Raw genomic sequence first — 22,831 nt, forward strand, 5'->3', positions numbered from 1 at the left:
TTGATTTGCGGCTTATCCGGGGCGGTGGTGAGGAATTTTCCCGGAGTGAATCGATCCGGCGTCAGGCGCGGTTCACTGGCCGGCCGAAACCGGTCCCCGCGCGTCGATACCTGCGTTTTGCATGGAATTCACGGCAAAGGCCACTTGTGGCCGCGCGCAGCTAGGGGCACAGTCGGCATCAAGGAACTAAGCTTGAAAGAGGGCGGTCCGCGCCCCAGATTAAGCGTTCGGAAACGGAACGATCCCAGATGTTGCCGCTGATGCGGGACCGCGGGTCGTTTGCCAAGAACAAGGAAACGAGCATGGAAAACCCAATGAGCGCCTCCTACCCGGTCCTGCCGCTGCGGGACATCGTGGTATTCCCGCACATGATCGTGCCGCTCTTCGTGGGCCGCGAGAAATCGGTGCGCGCACTTGAGGAGGTGATGGCCGACGACAAGCAGATCCTGCTGTCGAGCCAGATCGACCCGGGTGAAGACGATCCCGGTTCGGACGGCATCTACAAGGCCGGGGTTCTGGCCAATGTGCTGCAGCTGCTGAAACTGCCTGACGGGACGGTCAAGGTCCTGGTCGAGGGCAAGGCCCGCGTGCAGATCACCGAATTCATCGAGAACGAGAACTTCTTCGAGGCCCGCGCCGAACTTCTGGACGAGGAACTGGGCGATCCGCAGGTCGTCGAGGCGCTGGTCCGGTCTGTCGCGCAGGAATTCGAACGCTATTCCAAGGTGCGCAAGAACATCCCCGAAGAGGCGCTTGCCGCCGTGACGGAAGCCACAGAACCGGCAAAGCTGGCCGATCTGGTCGCTGGTCACCTCGGTGTCGAGGTCGACCAGAAGCAGGAGCTTCTGGAAACGCTTTCGATCGCGGAACGGCTGGAAAAGGTCTATGGCCAGATGCAGGGCGAAATGAGCGTCCTGCAGGTCGAGAAGAAGATCAAGACCCGGGTCAAGACCCAGATGGAGCGGACCCAGCGCGAATATTATCTGAATGAGCAGATGAAGGCCATTCAGAAGGAGCTGGGCGACGGCGAGGACGGAGCCAACGAACTGGCCGAACTCGAGGAAAAGATCGCTGAGACCAAGCTGTCGAAAGAGGCGCGCGAAAAGGCCGAGGCCGAGCTGAAGAAGCTCAAGAACATGAGCCCGATGTCGGCAGAAGCCACGGTCGTGCGCAACTACCTCGACTGGATGCTGGCGATCCCGTGGGGCACCAAATCCCGCGTCAAGAAGGATCTGTCTCGCGCCGAGGCGATCCTCGACGCCGACCATTATGGTCTCGACAAGGTCAAGGAACGGATCGTCGAATACCTCGCCGTGCAGCAACGCTCGAAAAAGCTGAAGGGCCCGATCATGTGCCTTGTCGGCCCTCCCGGCGTGGGCAAGACGAGCCTCGGCAAATCTGTCGCCAAGGCCACGGGGCGCGAGTTCATTCGCATCTCGCTGGGCGGGGTGCGCGACGAATCCGAGATTCGTGGCCACCGTCGGACCTATATCGGCTCCATGCCGGGCAAGATCATCCAGGCGCTGAAGAAGGCCAAGACGACCAACCCGCTCATCCTGCTCGATGAAATCGACAAGATGGGACAGGATTTCCGGGGTGACCCGGCGTCGGCCATGCTCGAAGTGCTGGATCCGGAACAGAACAACACCTTCGTCGACCACTATCTCGAAGTGGAATACGACCTGTCGAACGTGATGTTCCTGACTACGGCGAACTCCTACAACATGCCGGGGCCGCTTCTGGACCGGATGGAGATCATCCCGCTGGCCGGCTACACCGAGGATGAAAAGCGCGAGATCGCGAAACAGCACCTCCTGCCCAAGGTCATGAAGAACCACGGCTTGCGGGAAAAGGAATTCGTGCTGACCGACGAGGCCATCAGCGAGATGATCCGCACCTATACCCGCGAAGCGGGCGTGCGGAACCTTGAGCGCGAGATCGCCAAGGTCGCGCGCAAGGCGGTCACCAAGATCGTCAAGCGCGAAGCCGAAAAGATCGAGGTCACGGCCGAGAACATCAACGACTATCTCGGCGTCAAGAAGTATCGCTTCGGCCTTGCCGAGAAGGAGGATCAGATCGGTGTCGTCACCGGGCTGGCCTATACCTCGGTGGGTGGCGAGCTGCTGTCGATCGAAGCCCTGCGCCTTCCTGGCAAGGGCCGGATGAAGACGACCGGCAAGTTGGGCGACGTGATGAAAGAATCCATCGATGCGGCGTCAAGCTATGTCCGCTCCATCGCGCCGAAAATTGGGGTGAAGCCGCCGAAATTCGACAAGATGGACATCCACGTCCACGTCCCCGACGGCGCCACGCCCAAGGACGGTCCGTCCGCGGGCCTCGCCATGGTGACCTCGATCGTGTCGGTGCTGACGCAGATCCCCGTGCGCAAGGACATCGCCATGACCGGCGAAGTCTCGTTGCGGGGCAATGCGATGCCGATCGGCGGGCTCAAGGAAAAGCTTCTGGCGGCATTGCGCGGCGGGATCACCACGGTTCTGATCCCCGAAGAGAACGAAAAGGATCTCTCCGAGATCCCTGACAACGTGAAAGAGGGGCTCAAGATCATCCCCGTCAGCCATGTGTCGGAAGTTCTTGAACATGCGCTGGTCCGCCGGCCGGAGCCCATCGAATGGGACGAAGCCGCCGAGGAGGCCGCGGCACTTGCCGCCTCCAAGTCCGATGACAGCGGGGCCGCAGCCACCGCGCATTGAGGCAGGCCTCGGTCGCCACGCGGCCGAACATGAAACAGGGACGCGACCCTCGGGCCGCGTCCTTTTTTTGTTCTTCATGCTCCCATACTGCGCAATGTGCCCGCGATCCGGGGCGTTGCCGCAACCGTCTGCAACGATCTGTCAGATTCGACATATCCACGACCGATAGTAGGGTGACGGGCGCGCACCACGCCTGCTAGTCATTTCTCCGAGTAGTGGGAGAACGTGTATGACCAGCAAGGTCACCAAACTGAAAACAACAGCCCCCAAGGGCTCGGCCAAGGCGGATGTGACGGAGAAATCGACGGATCAAAAGATCGAGCCCCGGCTGCAATTGCGGATGCGCGATGTGCTGGAGCGCGTGGTCGACCGTTCTGGCATGCGCAAGGGTGAGGCCCGGACCGCGATCGAGACCACGATGGCGGTGATCGGCGAGGCGATCGAGAATGGCGAGGACATTGATCTGCCCGGCTTTGGCAAGCTGAAGCTTCAGCGTGAAAAGGCGACACCCCGAGGCAAGACCTTTGTGCTCCGGCTGGTCCGGAATTCCGCGACCCCGTCTGACAGCTGAAGACGGGAGGCGCTGACGGGCGGGCAGTCCCGGCTGGAAAGCGAGGGGCCCTGGCTTTGTGTGCGTCGTTGCCTCTTGAACAGGGGGCGCGGCTTGGCTAAACGATGCCTCGCGGGTGATTAGCTCAGTGGTAGAGCGCTTCGTTCACATCGAAGATGTCGGGAGTTCAAATCTCTCATCACCCACCATTTCCCTCTGTATGATCTTGATCCGGGGCGGGCTTTGGTTTTGAACAGGCGCGCGATCGGCGGGTCGGGCCGGTTCATACCCGAAGCTGTCATCGGACAATTGGCGTGAGATATCCTGAACTTTTTGTGCTGCGCCACGGCGAAACGGAATGGAACCGCGAGGGGCGCTGGCAGGGCGTCTTTGATTCCCCGCTGACCGAGATGGGCCGCGAACAGGCCCGAAACCTTGGCAGTCTCTTGCGCGATATTGGCGTCACACCGGTGACCCACCGCTTCTTTGTCAGCCCGCAGGGCCGGGCGCAGCAGACGGCGCGGATCGTTCTGGGCGACACCGCGGAGGCAACCACCGACCAGCGGTTGTCCGAAATCGGCGTGGGCGACTGGGCCGGGATGCGCCGCGAAGAGATCATCGCCGCCGCGGCACTGCCGCCCGGCGCGAGTTTCCTCGATCACTACAGAGCGGCCCCCAACGGAGAGCCTTTCGAGGCGCTTTACGCACGGGTCCAGGCGTTCCTGGGCGATCTCGACGGTCCGGCCGTCGTCGTGACCCATGGCATTACATCGCGCTTTTTGCGGGCCGCGGCGCTGGGATGGGGGATCGAGCGTGTGGGCGATCTTCCCGGCGGGCAGGGCGTGGTTCACAGGTTGCGCGACGGTTGGCACGAAACGCTTGATGCCAGCGGATCGGCGGGGTAATCCGCCTGTGTCGGGTGGTTAGCTCAGTTGGTAGAGCGTCTCGTTTACACCGAGGATGTCGGGGGTTCGAGCCCCTCACCACCCACCACCCCTTCCTGACAAGCGAGTCCTGTCCGCTGCCTGTGCCTGGCCACGGCTGGTATCGGCTATTCTGCTTTTCGAGAGAATTTCTGTGTGAAATCGCACATACCAATGCGGCGATCATGCGATATGTTCAGTTACATGGATGATTGAGGAGAACATCTTGAGCTGGAACCCGTCACTCGAGCCTGATTACCCGACCGGAGATGCCGTCGATTCCGTGGAAACCGTCATCGTCCCGCGCGCGCGCGATCTGGGTGGATTCGAGGTGCGCCGTGCGCTTCCGTCGCCGCAGCGGCAGATGGTCGGGCCGTTCATCTTCTTCGATCAGGTGGGCCCCGCTGAATTCCTGACGGGGCAGGGCATAGATGTCCGCCCGCATCCCCATATCGGTCTGGCCACGGTCACCTATCTGTATGAGGGGCGCATCCACCACAGGGATTCGCTTGGCACGGATTCGTGGATCGAATCGGGCGATGTGAACCTCATGGTCGCGGGCCACGGCGTCACCCATTCCGAGAGGATGGATGACGAGAAGCCAGAGCCGGTGCGCCGCGTGATGGGTGTGCAAAGCTGGATCGCACTTCCCGAGGATCGTGAAGAGGGGGCCGCCGACTTCATCCATGTCGCCAGCGGCGCGCTGCCCGAACTGGAGGGCGAGGGCAAGAAGGTGCGCATCATCCTCGGCTCCGCCTATGGCGAACGCGCCCCGGTCGAAACTCCGTCAGAGATGTTCTACCTCGATGCCGTGCTGGAGCCTGGAGCGAAGATGCCGCTTCCCGATAATCACGAGGACCGGGGCCTTTATGTCATGACGGGCGAGATAGAATTGGCCGGCGATCGGTTCGAGGCCGGGCGGATGATGGTCTTTCGTCCCGGTGACCGGGTCTCCTTCGCGGCGGGGCCCGCGGGCGCGCGCGTCATGATCCTCGGTGGGGCCACGATGAACGGGCCGCGCCACATCTGGTGGAACTTCGTGGCCTCCTCGCAGGAGAAGATCGAGGCCGCCAAGGAAGCCTGGCGCGCAGGCGACTGGGAAAGCGGCCGGTTCCAGCTGCCCCCCGGTGACAATCAGGAGTTCATCCCGCTGCCGTAGGGCGGGCCAAAATTAGCTAATTTTGGCGCGCCCCCGGGCCGACGCCATTGATCCCCCCCCGGGCCGCGTGCTGTCTTGCATCGGGAACTTTGGAGGGAACGATGGTGATCGAGGCGGCAAGACCGGAGGATCTGGGCGAGATTGCCGAGATCCAGATCGCAAGCTGGCAATCGGCGTACCGGGGTCTTGTCTCCGATTCCTTCCTCGACGAGGAGGTGCCCGGCATCATGGCACGCAAATGGGCGGATCTTCCGGGGCCGGACTGGATCGTGCTTGTCTCGCGGGAAGGCGACAGGGTCGCAGGCTTCGCGGCACTGCACATGACACATGAGGGCGGACCTTACGTCGACAATCTGCACGTTCGCCCCGACGCAAGGGGTGGCGGCTTCGGGCGCGCGCTGATGGCCTCGATGGCGGCAGAGGTAATGGCGCGGGGCGGATCGAACATATGGCTGACCGTCATGCGGGACAACGCCCCGACGCGGGCCTTCTACCGCGCCATGGGCGGCACGGAGGGGCCTGACGGCCACGACGACCTCTTTGGCCAGAGGATCATGTCGCGCCCCGTGGCCTGGGATGATCTGGCCGCACTCGCGGCACTTGGACGTCAATGAAGATTTCTGCGAATTTCGGGTCGGTTCGCGCTTGACGGCCCCGGCGCGTTGGCCTAATCCCCCGTCTCACGCGGTTGTAGCTCAGTTGGTTAGAGTACCGGCCTGTCACGCCGGGGGTCGCGGGTTCGAGCCCCGTCAACCGCGCCACTTCCCCCTTTCGGGGACGATCCCGCCGCACCGTCAGGTGCGGCGTTCGTCGTTCAGGGGGTGAGAAAGGAGTGGGCGATGCGCCTTCTTGATCAGATACCGCTTTCGATCGCGTTCATCCTCGCGTTGACGCTTGGGCTGGCGCCGTTCACGCCCGAACCGCATCTTTGGGAGAAGCTCAAGATGCTGGCAGCGGGCGAGCTGCGCGCCCCGATCGATGTTTTCGATCTTCTTCTGCATGGCGTGCCCTGGCTGGTTCTGATCCTGAAGCTGATACGGCTCGCCACCCGGCGCGGTTAACGCATCCTTCACCATCCTGCGCCGATGATCCTCCTGTTCCATGCGAGAGGAGGCGTCGATGCGCCGCAATAGCCTGTTCCAGATCGATCCCGACGAAATCGACGCCCGTCTGAGAAGTGTCAATGCGCCGCTACTGGATCAGGCGGATGCCCTGTTGGACCAGGCGCGCCAGACCTGGAAAACGGGAGACGCGGACCGCATGCGCCGCGATGTCGAGCGGCTTGGCCGCTTGTCGGAGGATATCCGCCATATCCGCCTGTCGGACACCGCCCCGCTGCGCGCGGCTGCATTGGCCGGCAAACGGGTCTTTGGCGAATTCGAGGCCAGCCTGTCGCGGGCGCGCTCTGCGCTGCGTCTCCGGATCAGCGCGCTTGAATCGCCGGTGACGGTCCTTGCATCACCGGCCCCCGCAAAGGCCGATGGGTCAGGCTCCGCCGAAGATGTACCTCCCGACGCGGAGATCGCGATCGAGGATTTCGATCGTGAAGACCTGCCGCTCGAAGCGCTGCGCCCCTACCTCACGGATCATGCCCTGAAGATTGCTTTGACCAAGCATCTGTGCGCCCACGGGCCCAGCCTCGGGCCGGCGGTGCGCTACAGGGAATTGGCAAAGGTCTGACCTTCGGGGGGCTGGCCGCCCTAGTCCTCGGCCGCCAGCGTGTCGAGAATGCGCGCCCAGCTGCGCATGCCACGATGAAAGCTGTCGAGACTGTATTTCTCGTTCGGGGAATGGATCAGGTCGTCCTCGCGGCCGAAGCCGATCAGCATCGAATCGATGCCGAGGATATCCTTGAAATAACCCGCGATCGGGATCGAACCGCCTGATCCGATGAAGGCCGCAGGCCGGGGCCATTCCTCGGACAACGCCTGCCGCGCCGCCTCGAATGCCGGATCGTCGGTCGACATGACGGAGGCGGGCGAGGCGCCGTGGGGATGGAAATCCACGCTGCAATCGGCCGGCAGCATGTCCTGCACCATCTTTCGGAAGCTTTCGCGGATCGCGAGAGGGTCCTGCTGGCCCACGAGCCGGAAGCTGATCTTGGCCCGCGCCTCTGACGGCAGAACGGTCTTGAACCCGTCGCCGGTGTAGCCGCCGGTGATGCCATTGACCTCGCAGGTGGGGCGCGACCAGATCATCTCGAGCGCGCTGCGCCCGGCCTCGCCTGCCGGCACCGACAGGCCCACATCGCCAAGAAAGGCGTCGGCATCGAAGCCGAGGTCTTCCCATTGCGCGCGCAGCTCGTTGCTCAGTTCGGGCACGCCGTCATAGAAGCCCGGGACGGTGACCCGGCCCTCGTCGTCGTGAAGGGCCGCGATGATCCCGGCCAGAACCCGGATCGGATTGCGGGCAGGGCCCCCATACATGCCCGAATGCAGATCCATGTCGGGGCCACGGATCACGATCTCTTCGCCCAGAAGTCCGCGCAGCATGGTGGTGACGGCGGGGGTTTCCTCGTCGAAGAGGCCGGTGTCGCAGATCAGCGCCAGCTCGGCCGCCAGTTCGTCGGTATGTTCTTTCAGAAACGGAACAAGAGACGGGGAGCCCGATTCTTCCTCGCCCTCGAAGAAGAAAGTAATCTTCGCAGGCAGGCTTCCGTGAACGGCCTTCCATGCGCGGCAGGCCTCGACGAAGGTCATCAGCTGCCCCTTGTCGTCGGACGAGCCGCGACCGCGGATGACGCGGCCCTTGGGCGTGTCCTGGATTTCGGGGTCGAAGGGGTCGCGGTGCCACAGGTCGAGCGGATCGACCGGTTGCACGTCGTAATGGCCATAGAACATCAGGTGGCGACCCGGCCCGTCCACATGGCCGATCACCATGGGGTGACCGGGGGTCGGGCGCTTGGTCGCATCGACGCCGATCGAGGCGAGGTCGTCCACCAGCCAGTCGGCGGCGGCATCGCATTTGTCGGCAAAGGCCGGATCGGTCGAGATCGAGGGAATGCGCAGGAGCGTCATGAGCCGGTCGAGGGCCGCATCGAGATCGGCGTCAATCCGGTCGAGCACGGGGGCAAGGCGGGCAGAGGTCATGGTGAAGGGCTCTTCCTGATGATCGATTTGCTGAAAGAGTGACGGCAGGGCGGGGGGATGTCCAGCCGGGAGAGGCGGACCTATCTGCCCTGTGCGGGGATGGGGCAGGGGCGTCAAATTGTAGCGTATTGCCCGATCGTTGAGCGCTCTATATGACAGCCCATCACCGGGTTTGCGTCCCGGATTTCGACGACTGAGGAGATGGCTCTTGGATTATGCCGCGCATCTGGACACGGCGCTGACGCGTCTGCATGACGAAGGCCGCTACCGGACCTTTATCGATATCGCGCGCAAGAACGGTCAGTTTCCCCATGCCACGTGGCGCCGTCCGGACGGGACGGAACAGCCCGTCACGGTCTGGTGTGGCAATGACTACCTCGGGATGGGGCAGCATCCTGTGGTGCTTGCGGCGATGCACGAGGCGATCGATGCCGTGGGCGCGGGCTCTGGCGGGACGCGCAACATCTCGGGCACGACGGTCTATCACAACCTGCTCGAGGCCGAGCTTGCCGACCTGCACGGCAAGGAAGCGGCGCTGCTTTTCACCTCGGCCTATATTGCCAATGATGCCACGCTCAGCACGCTGCCGCGTCTGTTTCCCGGTCTGATCATCTATTCCGACGCGCTCAACCATGCCTCGATGATCGAGGGTGTGCGCCGCAATGGCGGGGCCAAGCGCATCTTCCGCCACAACGACGTGGCGCATCTGCGTGAATTGCTCGAGGCTGACGACCCGGCCGCGCCCAAGCTGATCGCCTTCGAATCCGTCTATTCGATGGACGGCGATTTCGGACCGATTGCCAAGATCTGCGATCTCGCCGAGGAATTCGGGGCGCTGACATATATCGACGAGGTTCATGCCGTGGGCATGTACGGCCCGCGCGGCGGCGGCGTGTCCGAACGCGATCGCCTTGCGCATCGGATCGACATCATCAACGGAACGCTCGCCAAGGCCTATGGCGTGATGGGCGGCTATATCGCGGCCTCGGCGCGGATGGTCGACGCCATCCGCTCCTATGCGCCGGGCTTCATCTTCACCACGTCACTGCCACCTGCGGTGGCCGCGGGGGCCGCGGCCAGCGTCGCGCATCTCAAGACCGACGCGGCCCTGCGCGATCTGCACCAGCAGCAGGCGGGCATACTCAAGCTGCGGCTCAAGGGTCTTGGTCTGCCCATCGTCGATCATGGAAGTCATATCGTTCCATTGATCGTGGGGGACCCGGTCCACACCAAGATGATGTCCGACAGGCTCCTGTCCGATCATGGAATCTACGTGCAGCCGATCAACTTTCCGACCGTTCCCCGCGGGACGGAGCGGCTGCGATTCACGCCCTCTCCCGTGCACGGACCGCGTGAAATGGATGCACTTGTTCATGCTTTGGACAGACTTTGGGGCCAATGTGCGCTGAATCGCGCTGATCTCGCAGGCTGATAAATTTCTGCGCTGCAACGTTTTTTGCTCTGTGTTATGAAAACATAATTGGCCCGCCGCACTGCCGAATCGTGGCGAGGTCAACTGGGGCAAAAGGCAACGGGACCAGGCATGATCGGACGCGGCTTCAGACGCTCGAAGGCCACGAATGAGGGAGTTGAAGCCAAAGGCTTCGATGCCTTTGAACTGCGTCTTGGCGACCTGATGCGCGGTGAGCGGGCGACCATGGGCAAAAGCCTTCTGGACGTTCAGCGCGAACTGAAGATCAAGGCCGCCTATATCGCGGCAATCGAGAATGCTGATCCTTCTGCCTTTGATACGCCGGGCTTCATCGCGGGTTACGTGCGATCCTATGCGCGCTATCTGAACATGGATGCCGACTGGGCGTTCGAGACGTTCTGCAAGGAAAGCGGTTTCGTCACCTCGCATGGCATGTCGGCCGAGGCCTCGTCGGTTCTGGCGTCGCGCGAGGACAGGATGCTTGGCGCGGCCGGCAAGGATATCTTCGCGTCGTCTGCCACACCGTTCATCCCCTCTGCCGAACGCGCCTTTTCGGGCATCGAACCGAGGGCTGTCGGCTCGATCATGGTTCTGGTTATGCTGATCGGTGGCATCGGATACGGCAGCTGGTCTGTCCTGCAGGAAGTCCAGAAGGTTCAGTTCGCCCCCGTGGAACAGGCCCCGACCGTGGTGTCGGATGTGGATCCTCTCGCGGGCGCGTCCCGGCCCGAAGGTCCGCTGACGCAAACCGTGGCCGATGCCACCATCCCGTCTCCCGATGCGCTCGACCGGCTTTATCGGCCGCAGGCGCTGGACGTGCCGGTGATGGTCGCGCGCGACGGTCCGATCTCGACCCTCGATCCATCGAGTGTGGGAACGCTGGTCGGCGAAACGGGCTTTGGTGCCCGCCCGGAACTGATCGCCCAAGTCGCGCCCGGCCTGCCGTCGGATGACCTTGCCGTGCCATCCGTTCAGGTCAACGAAGGGCCCGCCCCGGAGCTGGCATTGGTGGCCGTGCGTCCCGCATGGGTCAGGGTCCGTTCGGCCGAGGGCACGACGCTTTTCGAGGGCATCATGAACGCCGGGGATACCTTCGAGGTTCCCGCGACCGAGGATCCCGCAACGCTGCGCGTCGGGGAATCCGGTGCCGTCTATTTTGCCGTCAACGGCACGCATTACGGCCCGGTCGGGCCCCGTGGCACCGTAACGTCGAATGTCGCGCTTGCCGTCGACAGCCTGACACAAAGCTATACGGTAGCCGATATCACCGCCGATTCCGATCTGGCCGAGCTTGTGAACGTCGCATCCGCCGAAACCACCGAATAGGGCCCTTTCCGGTCGAAAACAGCACCGCCCCCGGCTTGTGAGCAGGCATCGGGGCGATTAGGTTGGCACCAACCAGCCAGTCAAAGGTCGCAGTCTCATGTCGCTCAATCACATTCGTCCCTGGCGCAACATCTATCGCCGCAAGTCGCGCCAGATCATGGTGGGCAATGTGCCGGTCGGTGGTGATGCACCGATTTCGGTGCAGACGATGACCAATACGCTGACCACCGATGTGAAGGGCACGATCGCACAAGTTCAGGCGGCCGCGGATGCGGGTGCCGATATCGTGCGCGTATCTGTACCCGACGAGGGCTCGTCGAAGGCCCTGAAGGAGATCGTGGCCGAAAGCCCGGTGCCGATCGTGGCCGACATCCATTTCCACTACAAACGCGGCATCGAAGCCGCCGAAGCGGGTGCCGCCTGCCTGCGGATCAACCCGGGCAACATCGGTGACGAAAAACGCGTGCGCGAGGTCATCAAGGCGGCCCGAGACAACAACTGCTCCATGCGGATCGGCGTGAATGCGGGAAGCCTCGAAAAACACCTGCTGGAAAAATACGGCGAGCCGTGCCCCGACGCGATGGTCGAAAGCGGGATGGATCATATCAAGATCCTGCAGGACAACGATTTTCACGAGTTCAAGATCAGCTGCAAGGCCTCTGACGTCTTCATGGCGGCGGCCGCCTATCAGCAACTCTCTGAACAGACCGACGCCCCGATCCATCTGGGCATCACCGAGGCCGGTGGCCTGACTTCCGGCACGATCAAATCCGCCATCGGTCTGGGCAACCTTCTGTGGATGGGGATCGGCGACACGATCCGTGTCTCGCTTTCGGCCGATCCGGTCGAAGAGGTTAAGGTCGGCTACGAGATCCTCAAGTCGCTCGGCCTGCGGCACCGCGGCGTGAACATCATCTCTTGCCCGTCCTGCGCGCGGCAGGGCTTTGACGTGATCAAGACCGTCGAAATCCTCGAAAAGCGGCTGGAACACATCAAGACGCCGATGAGCCTGTCGATCATCGGCTGCGTCGTGAACGGCCCCGGTGAGGCGCTGATGACGGATGTGGGCTTTACCGGCGGCGGGGCGGGCAACGGCATGGTCTATCTGGCTGGCAAGCAAAGCCACCGGATGGACAACGACAAGATGATCGACCACATCGTGGAACAGGTCGAAAAGCGCGCCGCCGATATCGAGGCCGGCGAGGCAGAGCGCCCCGCCGCCGAATAGATCAGGCCCGCGCCGTGTCGTGGCGCCGTTCGGCCAGCGCCTGACGGATGATCTGCCACGAGGACGACAGGAACAGCGACGCCATGATCGCGGCCACGATCAGGTCGGGCCAACCCGTGGCCGTGCCCCAGACACCCAGCGCCGCGATCATGACCGCCACGTTGCCGATCGCGTCGTTGCGCGAGCATAGCCAGACCGACCGGACATTGGCGTCCCCGTCCTTGTAGCGCATCAGTATCAGCACGCTGGCCAGATTGGCGGCAAGAGCCAATGCGCCGATCGCGCCCATGACGCCGGCCTCCGGGACGCCGACATAGACGACCCGGTAGAGGGTGGAGCCCAGAACCCAGACACCCATGACAAAAAGACTCAGCCCCTTGGCAAGGGCCGCCGTGGAGCGCACCCGCAGCGAGGCGCCGATCACGGCAAGCGAGATGCCATAGGTCAGCGCATCGCCCAGAAAATCCAGCGCGTCCGCCTGCAATGCCTGTGATCGGGCATAATGACCGGCCGTCATTTCTACCGCGAACATCGCGGCGTTGATCGCGATCACGGCCCAGAGGCGCCGTTTGTAGTCGGGCGACACCCCATCGAATTTCGCGTCTTCTCCGCAGCAACCTGACATATCGGTCTTCCCTTTGTATCTTGCTGCACCGGAAGGTAGTCTCTCTAGTGGCTAGAGGTTCAAGAGGTAAATCAGATGTTTTCCATCGGAGAGTTGTCCCGAAGGACCGGGGTCAAGGTGCCCACGATCCGCTATTACGAGGAGATCGGTCTTCTGACCCCCGCCGGGCGCAGTGCCGGCAATCAGCGGCGCTACGATGCCGCGGGGCTGGAGCGGTTGGGATTTATCAGGCATGCGCGCGCGCTGGGTTTCGGCATCGACGAGATCCTCTCGCTGATCGATCTGCAACAGCATCCCGACCGGTCCTGCCAGTCGGCGATGGAGATTGCCGAGGCGCAGCTTGCCGCCGTGCGCGACAAGATCGCGCAGCTTCGCTCGCTTGAGCAGGAATTGTCCCGCATCGCGGATGGCTGCGAAGGGTCGGGCCCCGCGCGGCAATGCTATGTGCTCAGGTCATTGTCGGATCACGGGCTGTGTTCCAACCCGCATTGAGGTCAGTCCTGCGCGCGGGCCTCGGCCACGACCAATTCCATCTGGTCGCCCGGGATATATCCGCGCACCAGCCGATCGCCGATCACGAAGGTCGGCGTTCCACTGATCGCGAGCGCCTGCGCCAGCGCCCGGTTCTCAGCGATGATGCGCGAGACGTCCTCGCTCTCCATCTCGGCGCTGATCGCCGCCGTATCCAGCCCGAACGTGTCGGAGATCTGGACAAGGGCCGACATCGTCACGTCCGACCGCATCGTCATCAGCGTGTTGTGCACATCCTCGTAGGCAGCATCCCCCTCGACCCGCAGCACGGCGATCGCAAAGCGGGCCGCAAGCGTCGACTGGTCGCCAAGGATCGGGAATTCCTTGACGATGAAGCGGATGTTGCCATCGCTTTCCAGCAGGGTTTCGACCTCTTCGAACGCGCGTTTGCAATAGCCGCAGCGGTAATCGAGGAATTCGACAATCGTCACGTCACCATCGGGATTGCCGCCCACCCAGGAATGGCCATCGTCGAAAAGCTGATCGGCATAGGTCTGTGCAAGCGCCACATCATTGGCAGCCTGCGCCTCGCGTTCGCGCGACTCGAGGACCGAGATCGCCTCCATCAGCACTTCCGGGTTCTCAAGCAGGTAGGCCCTGATCTCCGAACGGAAGACACTGCGTTCGTCGTCTGTCATCTCGGACAAGTCGAAGGCGGCGGCAGGCAGCGCGACCCCAAGGGCAAGCGCTGCGGAAAGGGCGAGACGGGCGAACATGGCGAACCTCCGATTGGGGCAGCCGATTATGGCCCGGACGCCTCCCGATTGCACCGTCCCGCCCGGATCGCGGGCAATTGCGCCGCAACGATTGACGCGAGGGGGTGGGCGGGGGCAGATGGACCAAACCGGATCTGCACGTTGTTGCTGCGGACAATAGAGGCCAGAGCATGAGAAACTCAACCCGCGGACTTGTCGATCCCTTCATCGTGATGGACGTGATGGAGGCCGCGCGCGCCGCCGAAGAGGACGGACGCCATATCATCCACATGGAAGTGGGCCAGCCAAGCACCGGTGCGCCTGCCGCCGCCCTTGCCCGGCTGTCGGACGAACTGGCCCGCGATCCCATGGGCTATACCGTCGCGCTGGGTATGCCCGAGCTGCGCGCACGCATCGCGCGCCACATGGGCGAATGGTACAATGTCGATGTCGATCCCGCCCGGGTGATCGTGACGGCGGGCGCTTCCGGTGCCTTCATCCTTGCATTCACCGCGCTTTTCGATCCGGGGGCACGCGTCGGGCTGGGTCTGCCGTGCTATCCGTCCTACCGGCAAATCCTGCGCGCGCTCGATCTCGAACCCGTCGGCTTGCGCACCTCGCTCGAGGCGCGGATGCAGCCCCGTCCCGCGGATCTGTCGGGGCAATATCTCGACGGTCTGATCGTGGCCTCACCCGGCAATCCGACCGGCTCGATGCTGGGCAAGATGGAACTGGCCGCCCTTGCCGAGGCCTGCGAGGTGAGCGGTATCCCCCTGATTTCGGACGAGATTTATCACGGGTTGAGCTATGCCCAAAGGTCGGTTTCCGCGCTTGAAGTGACCGATGAAGTCTATGTGGTGAACTCCTTTTCCAAGTATTTCTCGATGACGGGGTGGCGCGTCGGCTGGATGGTCGTCCCCGAGGATCATGTCCGCATCGTCGAGAGGCTGGCGCAAAACATGTTCATCTGCCCGCCGCATGCGTCGCAGCGGCTGGCCCTTGCGGCAATGGATTGCGAGGACGAACTGCAGGCCAATGTCGCCGTCTATGCGCGCAACCGCGACCTTCTGCTCGACGGTCTCGCCAGGGCGGGCTTCGCCACGATGGCCCCGCCTGACGGGGCGTTCTACATCTATGCCGATGTCAGCGCGCATACCGATGACGCTCTGGCGTTTTCGTCCGAGATCCTCGACCGGGCGGGCGTCGCCGTCACGCCGGGGCTCGATTTCGATCCCGAGGACGGGCATCATTGGCTGCGGTTTTCCTATGCCCGCGCCACGGCCGATATCGAAGAGGGGATCGAACGACTGACCCGGTTCATGGATGAAAGGCGGTCGGCATGATCCGCGCCCTGTTGTTCTTGATTGTTCTTCTGTGGCCGTTCGCCACCACCGCGCAGGAATTCAGCGGGCTGGCCCGTCTGGACGTGGCCCAAAGCCAGGTGCGCGACGCCGAAGACGGGCTGGACGTGACGCTCTACCTCAGTCAGCCGGTGCCGTTTCGCGTCTTCACCCTCGATGATCCGCGCAGGCTTGTCATGGATTTCCGCGAGGTCGACTGGCGCGGCGCGTCCCGCGCGGGGCTTCTGAATGCCGACAATGCGACCGATCTGCGGTTCGGCGCCTTCCGCCCCGGCTGGTCACGGCTGGTGATCGATCTTGCCGGGCCGACCTTGATCGAAACCGCCGGGATGGAGGTCGACGAGACCGACGGCACCGCCGTCGTCCGGGTCCGCCTGAGCCGCGCCGACCCCGACCGATTTGCCGCAGCAGCGGGCGCACCGCCTGATCCGGATTGGGATATCCACGCGACGGACCGGCCGTCGCTTGTGGCACCGCCCGACGGCGGTGATGACGATCTGGTCGTCGTGATCGATCCGGGCCACGGCGGCATCGATCCGGGCGCCGTGCGTGGCGGTATCAAGGAAGCCGACATCATCCTGCAATTCTCGATCGAACTGGAAGAGGCGCTCGCACGGGCAGGGGGCATCCGGCCGGTTCTGACCCGAAGGGCCGATATCTTCGTTCCTCTGGAAGAGCGGATGACCATCGCCCGGGCCGCCGGTGCCGATGTGCTGCTCTCGCTTCATGCCGATGCGCTGGACGAGGAGGTCACGCGCGGGGCGTCGGTCTATACCCTGACGGGAGAGGCGAGCGACGGGGCCTCGGCCCGGATGGCCGAACGCCATGACAGGGGGGATCTGCTCTCGGGGCTCGATCTCAGCGGTCAGGACGACACGGTCGCCACGGTCTTGATGGATCTGGCGCGCCTGGAAACCGGTCCGCAGTCGCTGCGCCTTGCCGATCAGGTGGTGACCGCGCTGGACGACGCGGGTGTGGCGATGAATTCGCGGCCCCGGCGAACGGCCCCGCTTGCGGTTCTGACGGCGCCGGATTTCGCCTCTGTCCTGATCGAGATCGGGTTTCTGTCGAACCCGCAGGATCGCGAGGTCATCGGCTCTCCGGCCGGTCGGGCGCGGATCATCGGCGGCATTGTTCAGGGCGTTCAGCGCTGGGACGCCGAACGACGGGCCCGCGCGCCCCTGCTCAGGCAATAGCGCGGGCAAGCCAGACCGAATGGCCGTTGCACTCGGGGTCTTCGGGGCGGAAATCGACCACGGCGAACCCCGCTTCAGCCAGAAGGGCGCGATACTCGTCCGGATCGAGGCTTTCGTGAAAGATCGGCGCCCCGCCAACCGTTCCAAAGGCCGTGCCGGCAGTAGGGCCGGAGGTGAACATCAGCGCCGCACCCGGGACCGCGTGATGGGCGAACGTCGCCATCGTGGCCCTTTGATCCTCGGCCGACAGATGGAAAAAGCTGTTCCAGGCGAGGATCGCCTCGAACGTCTCGGGCAGCCGCAGGTCCTGCATTGCGGCCTCGATGCAGCGGGCCTCGGGCATGGCCTGCCCGAAGAGCGCGCACATGGCATGTGAGGCGTCGACCCCGGTGACCTCGGCCCCGCGCTCGGCCAGATAGGTCGCGATCGGCTGGCCGGACCCACAGCCCAGATCAAGAACCCGGAGGGGCCGGGACCTTGGCGCAAGCGTAAGCCACCGGTCGATCCAGCGTCTTTCGAACAGGCTGCGATTGCGGGACCGGGCCCAGTCGGCCGCGACACGGTCATAGGTCGCGATCACGTCCTGTGCCGTGGGCAAAGAGGCGGAGAGTGCTGTCATCCCGTGGATATCGGAGCGATGCCACTCCGGCGCAAGCGGCACAGGCCCCAAAAGGTCACGAACGGCGCGGGCGACTTGGCAAGTTCATGCCGGGCCGCGACCCTTTCGCTTTTGACCCCAACCGCCCCCATCTCTATAAGCGAAATCAGCGCAATCAGCCGGGGCCACAATGGTTCGTTTCGTTTTTTCCTTCTTTGGCGGACTGTTCTCGATGGTCACGCTGGGCATCGGCATGGGAGCGCTCACGCTGGGGGCGGTCTTCTACATGTATGGCCGCGATCTGCCGAGCTATGAGGTGCTGGCCCAATATGCCCCCAAGACGATCAGCCGGATCTATTCTGTCGAGGGCCGTGTCATCGACGAGTTCGCCTCGGAACGGCGGCTGTTCACCCCGGCCGAGGAAATCCCCGACCTCGTGAAACAGGCCTTCATCAGCGCCGAGGACAGGAATTTCTATTTGCATCCTGGCTATGACATCCGCGGCATCGCCGCGGCCTTTGTCGAGGCTGTTCAGAGCCGGGGGCAGGATCTGCGCGGTGCCTCGACCATCACCCAGCAGGTGATGAAGAACTTCCTTCTGTCCGCCGACCGCACGGCCGAGCGCAAGATCAAGGAGATCATTCTCGCCACGCGGATTGAACAGGCGATGGACAAGGAACGGATCCTCGAGTTGTATCTCAACGAGATCTTCCTGGGTCAGAACTCCTATGGCGTCGCTGCGGCCGCCCAGACCTATTACAACAAGCCGCTTTCCCGGCTCACCCCCGGTGAGGCCGCCTATCTCGCGGCGCTGGCCCAGCGGCCCGGCAACCTGCATCCCGTCCGACAGGAAGAGGCGGCCATCAATCGGCGCAACTATGTCCTGCGCGAGATGTATGAAAACGGCTACCTCGATCTCGCCACGATGCGCGCGCAACAGGATGCACCGCTTCTGACGGTGCAGGCGGGCGACGTGGAAAGCTTCCGCGCCAGCCTGCCGCCGCGCGATTATTTCACCGATGAAATCCGCCGCCAGCTGAGCCGTGATTTCGGCGAAGAGGAATTCTTCGGCGGCGGCCTTTCAGTCCGCGCGACGATCGACCCCGATCTTCAGGTCGAGGCGGCCCATGCGCTTCAGCAGGCGCTCGAACAATTCGACCGGGGCAGCGGCAGATGGCGCGGCACGGGCGAGACGCTCCCTCTCGAGGCGCTGTCATCCGAAGAGGCATGGCGCGCCGCGCTTTCCGAGGTATCGGTCGCGCGTGACGTCACGCTGGAAAGCCAGTGGTATCCTGCCGTCGTTCTCGAAGTGGCGGATCAGAGCCTGCGCCTCGGGATCGAGGGCTGGCAGGACGGCGATCCCGAGCCGGTCGTGCCCCGGCGCGATATCGAATGGATGCGCGGCGACTTCTTCGACAATTTCGAGGTGGGCGACGTGGTTCACGTGCGCCGGATGGTCGCGGATGGAGATGGCGCGTTCATCCGCTGGACCTTGCGGCAGATCCCCGAGGTGCAGGGCGCCTTCATGGCGATGGATGTCAACACGGGCCGGGTTCTGGCGATGCAGGGCGGGTTTTCCTACCAGCATTCGGTCTTCAACCGCGCGACGCAGGCTTTCCGGCAGCCGGGGTCGGCCTTCAAGCCCTTCGTCTTCGCCGCCGCCCTCGACAGCGGCTATACGCCCGCGACGATCGTCGTCGACGCCCCGATCGAGATCAACACGCCGCAAGGTGTGTGGCGTCCGCAGAACGCCTCCAACCGCTATTATGGCCCGACACCGCTGCGCACGGGCATCGAACAATCACGGAACCTGATGACCATCCGCCTTGCGCAAGAGGTCGGGATGGATGTCGTGGCTGAATATGCCGAACGGTTCGGCGTCTACGAGGACATGGGGCAGGTTTTGGCCGGTTCTCTCGGGGCCGAGGAAACGACGCTGTTCCGCATGGTGGCGGCCTATTCCATGTTCGCCAACGGCGGCGAACGGGTGGAGCCGACACTGGTCGACCGCGTCCAGGACCGCTTTGGCAACACCGTCTACCGGCACAACCAGTCGATCTGCCCCGATTGCGGGGAGGCCAGCCTGCCACGCGGACAGGCGCCCCGCATCCAGACCAACCGCGACCGCATCATGAACGCGGTGACTGCCTATCAGTTGACCTCGATGATGCAGGGCGTCGTGCAGCGCGGCACCGCGCGCGGGATCAACCTGCCCGTGCCCATCGCGGGCAAGACCGGCACCACAAACGATGCCAAGGATGTCTGGTTCGTGGGCTTCTCCTCCAACATCGCGGCGGGCTGCTACATCGGCTATGACACGCCGCGCTCCATGGGCGGGGCGTCCGGTGGCGGCGTCTGCGGCCCGGTCTTCGAGCAGTTCATGCGGGCCGCGATCGCCCAGTACGGCGGCACGTCCTTCTCAGTCCCCGAGGATTGCCGGTTTATCAATATCGACCGGTTCTCGGGTGCGCGCCTGCCGGACGACGCCTCGGGCGACAATGTCGTGTCGGAATGTTTCCGTGATGGGGAAGAGCCTGTCTTCGGGATCACCTTCGACGGTGGTTTCGCCATGTCTGGCGACCTGCCGTTGTTCGACGAAGTCCGCCAGCAGGTTCAGACCGCGCCCTCCGCCTCCGGAGGCACCGCGCAGATCGGGCCCCGGGCGACCTTTGGCACCCTGTCGTCGGGCGGTCTGTACTGACGCAGACCGCGCCCGACCGGGACGCGACGGTGCCCGCCCTTGCCGAGGCTCGGCCCGCGGGATATGCCTCGACGGGTAATAACCGGGAACCGATCCATGCGCGCCGAGACGCAGAACACCATTGCCGCCATCGAGAAATCACTGAACCTTCTGGCCCAGAGGCTGGACTGGAACACGGCCAAGCACCGGCTCGAGGAATTCGACGCGCGGGTCGAGGATCCGACCCTGTGGGATGATCCGGCCGCCGCGCAAAAGCTGATGCGCGAACGTCAGATGCTTGTCGATGCGATCTCGAACTACGAGACGCTCAGCCGCGAGATGCGCGAAAATGTCGAGTTGATCGAACTGGGCGAAATGGAGGGCGACGACGAGATCGTGGCCGAGGCCGAAGGCGCGCTGAAGGCCGTTCGCGAACGCGCCGCCCAAAAGGAGATCGAGGCCCTTCTCGACGGGGAGGCCGATGGCAACGACACCTTCCTCGAGATCAACGCAGGCGCCGGCGGCACCGAGAGCTGCGACTGGGCGGCGATGCTGGCGCGGATGTATGTGCGCTGGGCCGAAAAGCACGGCTACAAGGTCGAGCTGCAATCCGAGAGCCCGGGCGAAGAGGCCGGCATCAAGTCGGCGGCCTACAAGATCAGCGGACCGAATGCCTATGGCTGGCTGAAGTCCGAATCCGGTGTTCACCGTCTGGTTCGGATCTCGCCCTATGACAGCTCTGCCCGGCGGCACACCTCGTTCAGTTCTGTCTGGGTCTATCCCGTGGTCGACGACAATATCGAGATCGAGGTGAACCCGTCCGACATCCGGATCGATACCTACCGGTCCTCGGGTGCGGGCGGTCAGCACGTCAACACGACCGATTCGGCCGTGCGGATCACCCACATGCCCACCGGCATCGTGGTGACCAGTTCCGAGAAATCCCAGCACCAGAACCGCGACATCGCGATGAAGGCGCTGAAATCCCGGCTCTACCAGATGGAGTTGGACCGCCGGAACGCCGCCATCAACGAGGCGCACGAGAACAAGGGCGATGCCGGCTGGGGCAACCAGATCCGCTCCTACGTCTTGCAGCCCTACCAGATGGTCAAGGACCTGCGCACCTCGCACGAAACCAGCGACACGCAGGGCGTGCTGGACGGCGATCTCGATGCCTTCATGGCAGCGACGCTGGCGTTGCAGGTCTCAGGCAAGAGCCGGGCCGAAGCCACCGCCGAGGAGTGATCGGGGCGGTCGATCCCCGTGGGAGGAAACCAATGGACGATCTGATCAGGGCAGGGGGCCTTGCGCTTTCCGATGCGGTTGCGCGCAAGGATATCTCGGCCTCAGAGCTGATGGCGGCCACGCTTGACCGGATCGACCGGATCAACCCTGATCTGAATGCGATCGTTTCCCTGCGGGATCGCGACAGTCTGATGGACGAGGCTCGTCAGGCCGAAGGCGCAGAGCGCAAGGGCTGGCTTCACGGAATACCGATCGCGATCAAGGACCTCTCCAATGCCAAGGGGTTGCCGACCACGATGGGGTCGCCGCTTTTCGCGGGCCAGGTGGCCGAGGGCGACAGCCTTTTCGTGTCCCGTCTGAGGGCTGCCGGCGCGATCGTGATCGGCAAGACGAATACCCCCGAATTCGGATTGGGCAGCCAGACCTACAACGCCGTCTTCGGCGCGACGTCGAACCCCTATGACCGGGCCCGGACCTGCGGCGGCAGTTCGGGCGGCGCAGCGGTGGCACTGGCAACCGGACTTCTGAGCGTGGCCGACGGGTCGGACATGATGGGCAGCCTGCGCAATCCGGCGGGCTGGAACAACGTCTACGGAATGCGGCCGTCATGGGGGCTGGTCCCGGCCGACCCGATCGGCGACAGCTTTCTTCACCAATTGTCGACCGCTGGTCCGATGGCGCGAAACCCGCGTGATCTGGGCGCGATGCTTGAGACGATGGCCGGGCCTGACCCGCGCCTGCCCCATGCACGGGGCTCCGGATCGATGGCGGATATCGCGCCTTTGGCCGACGGTGTGCGCATCGGATGGCTGGGCGATTGGGGCGGGGCCTTTGCCTATGAGGCGGGGGTGGCTGACTTGTGCCTGCGCGCGTTGCAGGCTTTCGGCGATCTGGGTGCCCGCGTCGAAGAGATTGCCCCGCCGCATTCGGCCGAGGCCATCTGGCGGTCCTGGACGACGCTGAGGTCGTGGCAGGTCACCACCGGGATCGAGCCGCTTTATGCCACGCCGGCAAGCCGTGAACGGCTCAAACCCGAGGCGATCTGGGAGGTCGAGCGGGGCCTGAGCTATTCGGGGATGGAAATCCACAAGGCAAGCGTCCTGCGGTCGGATTGGTTCCGCAAGGCGGCCGAGGTCTTCGGGCAGGTCGACGTGCTGGCCCTGCCGTCGGCGCAGGTCTTTCCCTTCGACAAGACGGTCGAATGGCCGCGCGACATCGCAGGCCGCCAGATGGACACCTATCACCGCTGGATGGAAGTCATGATCGCGGCGAGCCTGATTGGCCTACCGGTCGTCAACGTGCCGGTCGGATTCTCGGAGGCGGGTCTGCCGATGGGGATGCAGCTGATCGGCCCGCGCGGGTCCGACCGGCGTTTGCTTGAACTCGCGCAGGCCTGGCACGAGGCGACCGACTGGCCCGCGGCCCAAAGGCCACCGGGGACTTGACACAAGGCCGCTTCGGGACGCCAAATCAAGGCGGGAG

At 63.8% G+C, this 22,831-nt stretch carries 20 protein-coding genes and 3 tRNA genes; 19 read left to right on the top strand and 4 right to left on the bottom strand.

Translation table 11 applies throughout. The features are described 5' to 3' along the window. The first annotated feature begins 302 nt into the window (after window positions 1-302). From lon to EP376_RS02600, 10 genes are all read left to right on the top strand, one after another. On the top strand, window positions 303-2,711 hold the full coding sequence (lon, locus tag EP376_RS02555; protein WP_127653961.1) for an endopeptidase La: 2,409 nt from the start codon (window positions 303-305) through the stop codon (window positions 2,709-2,711). Between the two features lie 229 nt (window positions 2,712-2,940). Further along, window positions 2,941-3,282, top strand: a complete 342-nt coding sequence (locus EP376_RS02560; protein WP_127653962.1) for an HU family DNA-binding protein — start codon at window positions 2,941-2,943, stop codon at window positions 3,280-3,282. A 113-nt stretch (window positions 3,283-3,395) separates the two neighbouring features. Continuing rightward, window positions 3,396-3,470 (top strand) — tRNA-Val (locus EP376_RS02565). Between the two features lie 105 nt (window positions 3,471-3,575). After that, window positions 3,576-4,166 carry a histidine phosphatase family protein gene (locus EP376_RS02570; protein ID WP_127653963.1) on the top strand — a complete coding sequence of 197 codons (591 nt, stop codon included), beginning with the start codon at window positions 3,576-3,578 and terminating at the stop codon, window positions 4,164-4,166. Between the two features lie 12 nt (window positions 4,167-4,178). After that, window positions 4,179-4,254: transfer RNA gene (locus tag EP376_RS02575), tRNA-Val, on the top strand. A 156-nt stretch (window positions 4,255-4,410) separates the two neighbouring features. Beyond that, complete coding sequence (locus EP376_RS02580) at window positions 4,411-5,343, top strand: pirin family protein (protein WP_127653964.1); 933 nt, start codon at window positions 4,411-4,413, stop codon at window positions 5,341-5,343. A gap of 101 nt (window positions 5,344-5,444) precedes the next feature. Beyond that, on the top strand, window positions 5,445-5,957 hold the full coding sequence (locus EP376_RS02585; RefSeq protein WP_127653965.1) for a GNAT family N-acetyltransferase: 513 nt from the start codon (window positions 5,445-5,447) through the stop codon (window positions 5,955-5,957). Between the two features lie 70 nt (window positions 5,958-6,027). Continuing rightward, window positions 6,028-6,104, top strand: a tRNA-Asp gene (locus tag EP376_RS02590). Between the two features lie 78 nt (window positions 6,105-6,182). Beyond that, a complete protein-coding gene (locus tag EP376_RS02595) occupies window positions 6,183-6,404 on the top strand; it encodes an RND transporter (protein WP_127653966.1) in 222 nt (73 codons plus the stop codon). A 58-nt stretch (window positions 6,405-6,462) separates the two neighbouring features. Beyond that, window positions 6,463-7,023, top strand: coding sequence for a hypothetical protein (locus EP376_RS02600; RefSeq protein ID WP_127653967.1), 561 nt, complete (start codon window positions 6,463-6,465; stop codon window positions 7,021-7,023). Window positions 7,024-7,043: 20 nt separating this feature from the next. Here the strand turns inward: EP376_RS02600 and EP376_RS02605 are convergent, their stop codons facing one another. Next, window positions 7,044-8,432: a M20/M25/M40 family metallo-hydrolase gene (locus EP376_RS02605; RefSeq protein WP_127653968.1), complete on the bottom strand. Its 1,389-nt coding sequence runs from the start codon at window positions 8,430-8,432 to the stop codon at window positions 7,044-7,046. A gap of 208 nt (window positions 8,433-8,640) precedes the next feature. On the opposite strand from EP376_RS02605, the gene hemA reads away from it, so the two are divergent. The 3 genes from hemA (at window position 8,641) to ispG (ending at window position 12,418) form a co-directional block, all read left to right on the top strand. Further along, window positions 8,641-9,864 carry a 5-aminolevulinate synthase gene (hemA, locus tag EP376_RS02610; protein ID WP_127653969.1) on the top strand — a complete coding sequence of 408 codons (1,224 nt, stop codon included), beginning with the start codon at window positions 8,641-8,643 and terminating at the stop codon, window positions 9,862-9,864. 111 nt (window positions 9,865-9,975) lie between these two features. Then, a complete protein-coding gene (locus EP376_RS02615; protein ID WP_127653970.1) occupies window positions 9,976-11,190 on the top strand; it encodes a helix-turn-helix domain-containing protein in 1,215 nt (404 codons plus the stop codon). A gap of 97 nt (window positions 11,191-11,287) precedes the next feature. After that, complete coding sequence (gene ispG / locus EP376_RS02620; protein ID WP_127653971.1) at window positions 11,288-12,418, top strand: flavodoxin-dependent (E)-4-hydroxy-3-methylbut-2-enyl-diphosphate synthase; 1,131 nt, start codon at window positions 11,288-11,290, stop codon at window positions 12,416-12,418. A gap of 1 nt (window position 12,419) precedes the next feature. Here ispG and EP376_RS02625 read toward each other — a convergent pair whose 3' ends face one another. Further along, complete coding sequence (locus tag EP376_RS02625; protein WP_127653972.1) at window positions 12,420-13,043, bottom strand: cation efflux transmembrane domain-containing protein; 624 nt, start codon at window positions 13,041-13,043, stop codon at window positions 12,420-12,422. Window positions 13,044-13,118: 75 nt separating this feature from the next. On the opposite strand from EP376_RS02625, the gene EP376_RS02630 reads away from it, so the two are divergent. Beyond that, window positions 13,119-13,535: a MerR family transcriptional regulator gene (locus tag EP376_RS02630; RefSeq protein WP_127653973.1), complete on the top strand. Its 417-nt coding sequence runs from the start codon at window positions 13,119-13,121 to the stop codon at window positions 13,533-13,535. A 2-nt stretch (window positions 13,536-13,537) separates the two neighbouring features. Here EP376_RS02630 and EP376_RS02635 read toward each other — a convergent pair whose 3' ends face one another. Next, window positions 13,538-14,290 carry a DsbA family protein gene (locus tag EP376_RS02635; protein WP_127653974.1) on the bottom strand — a complete coding sequence of 251 codons (753 nt, stop codon included), beginning with the start codon at window positions 14,288-14,290 and terminating at the stop codon, window positions 13,538-13,540. Window positions 14,291-14,460: 170 nt separating this feature from the next. Between EP376_RS02635 and EP376_RS02640 the strand changes: the two genes are divergently transcribed. Together EP376_RS02640 and EP376_RS02645 are read left to right on the top strand one after the other, a co-directional pair. Beyond that, window positions 14,461-15,612 (top strand): pyridoxal phosphate-dependent aminotransferase, encoded by a 1,152-nt coding sequence (locus tag EP376_RS02640; RefSeq protein ID WP_127653975.1) that lies wholly within the window; start codon window positions 14,461-14,463, stop codon window positions 15,610-15,612. Next, window positions 15,609-16,826 (top strand): N-acetylmuramoyl-L-alanine amidase, encoded by a 1,218-nt coding sequence (locus EP376_RS02645; RefSeq protein ID WP_127653976.1) that lies wholly within the window; start codon window positions 15,609-15,611, stop codon window positions 16,824-16,826. Before EP376_RS02640 ends, EP376_RS02645 begins: the two co-directional genes overlap by 4 nt. On the opposite strand, the gene EP376_RS02650 is transcribed toward EP376_RS02645, so the two are convergent. Further along, on the bottom strand, window positions 16,816-17,445 hold the full coding sequence (locus EP376_RS02650; RefSeq protein ID WP_127653977.1) for a class I SAM-dependent DNA methyltransferase: 630 nt from the start codon (window positions 17,443-17,445) through the stop codon (window positions 16,816-16,818). The two genes, EP376_RS02645 and EP376_RS02650, sit on opposite strands and share 11 nt — an antisense overlap. A gap of 169 nt (window positions 17,446-17,614) precedes the next feature. Between EP376_RS02650 and EP376_RS02655 the strand changes: the two genes are divergently transcribed. The 3 genes from EP376_RS02655 (at window position 17,615) to EP376_RS02665 (ending at window position 22,794) form a co-directional block, all read left to right on the top strand. Continuing rightward, window positions 17,615-20,125, top strand: coding sequence for a penicillin-binding protein 1A (locus tag EP376_RS02655; RefSeq protein WP_127653978.1), 2,511 nt, complete (start codon window positions 17,615-17,617; stop codon window positions 20,123-20,125). A gap of 96 nt (window positions 20,126-20,221) precedes the next feature. Beyond that, a complete protein-coding gene (gene prfB, locus EP376_RS02660; protein ID WP_127653979.1) occupies window positions 20,222-21,349 on the top strand; it encodes a peptide chain release factor 2 in 1,128 nt (375 codons plus the stop codon). A gap of 32 nt (window positions 21,350-21,381) precedes the next feature. Continuing rightward, entirely contained in the window at window positions 21,382-22,794 is a 1,413-nt protein-coding gene (locus tag EP376_RS02665) for an amidase (protein WP_127653980.1), read from the top strand. The last annotated feature ends 37 nt before the right edge of the window (window positions 22,795-22,831 follow it).

Source organism: Alexandriicola marinus (assembly GCF_004000435.1).
In the GTDB taxonomy this organism is placed as follows: Bacteria; Pseudomonadota; Alphaproteobacteria; order Rhodobacterales; family Rhodobacteraceae; genus Alexandriicola; species Alexandriicola marinus.